The sequence below is a fragment of the Bacillus cereus group sp. BfR-BA-01331 genome, from assembly GCF_022663915.1.
In the GTDB taxonomy this organism is placed as follows: Bacteria; Bacillota; Bacilli; order Bacillales; family Bacillaceae_G; genus Bacillus_A; species Bacillus_A mycoides.
Map to the genome: position 1 here is coordinate 1 of NZ_JAKUGJ010000154.1, position 441 is coordinate 441.

Below are 441 nucleotides of genomic sequence, written 5' to 3' on the forward strand. Positions count from 1 at the left end.
ACCTAGATTTGACTGTTCCAATGGATACACCTAATGTTTCAGCCATTTCTTCATAAGATAATTCATATTTCGCGTCCAATATTAGTATTTCACGGTGTTTTTTAGGTAGTTTTAATACAACATCCCACACTTCATTCAGTTCCTCTTGCTTAAAAAACTCTTGTTCTGCCGAGGAAGACTGCTTGTCGTCACTAAAAAATCCCACTAAAGATATCCTTTTAAAATAAGAGGATTTCAAATAGTTTATTGCCGTATTTCTTGTGATTTTTAATATCCACGTTTTAATAGATGACTCCTTTCGAAACGAATGCCAATGTTTAAAAACCTTTATAAAGACATCTTGTGTGATATCATCTGATAAGTGTGGATCTTTCGTAATAATAAATGAATAATTCCATACATCTTGCCAATAGTCTTTTATAACATAGTCAAGCTCATCAT

The 441-nt window shown here is 32.2% G+C and carries 1 protein-coding gene; it reads right to left on the reverse strand.

Features of this window, described 5'->3' with window-relative positions:
* Window positions 1-441: RNA polymerase sigma factor (locus MR155_RS32530; RefSeq protein WP_242312127.1), on the reverse strand; the 441-nt coding region annotated here is incomplete at both ends.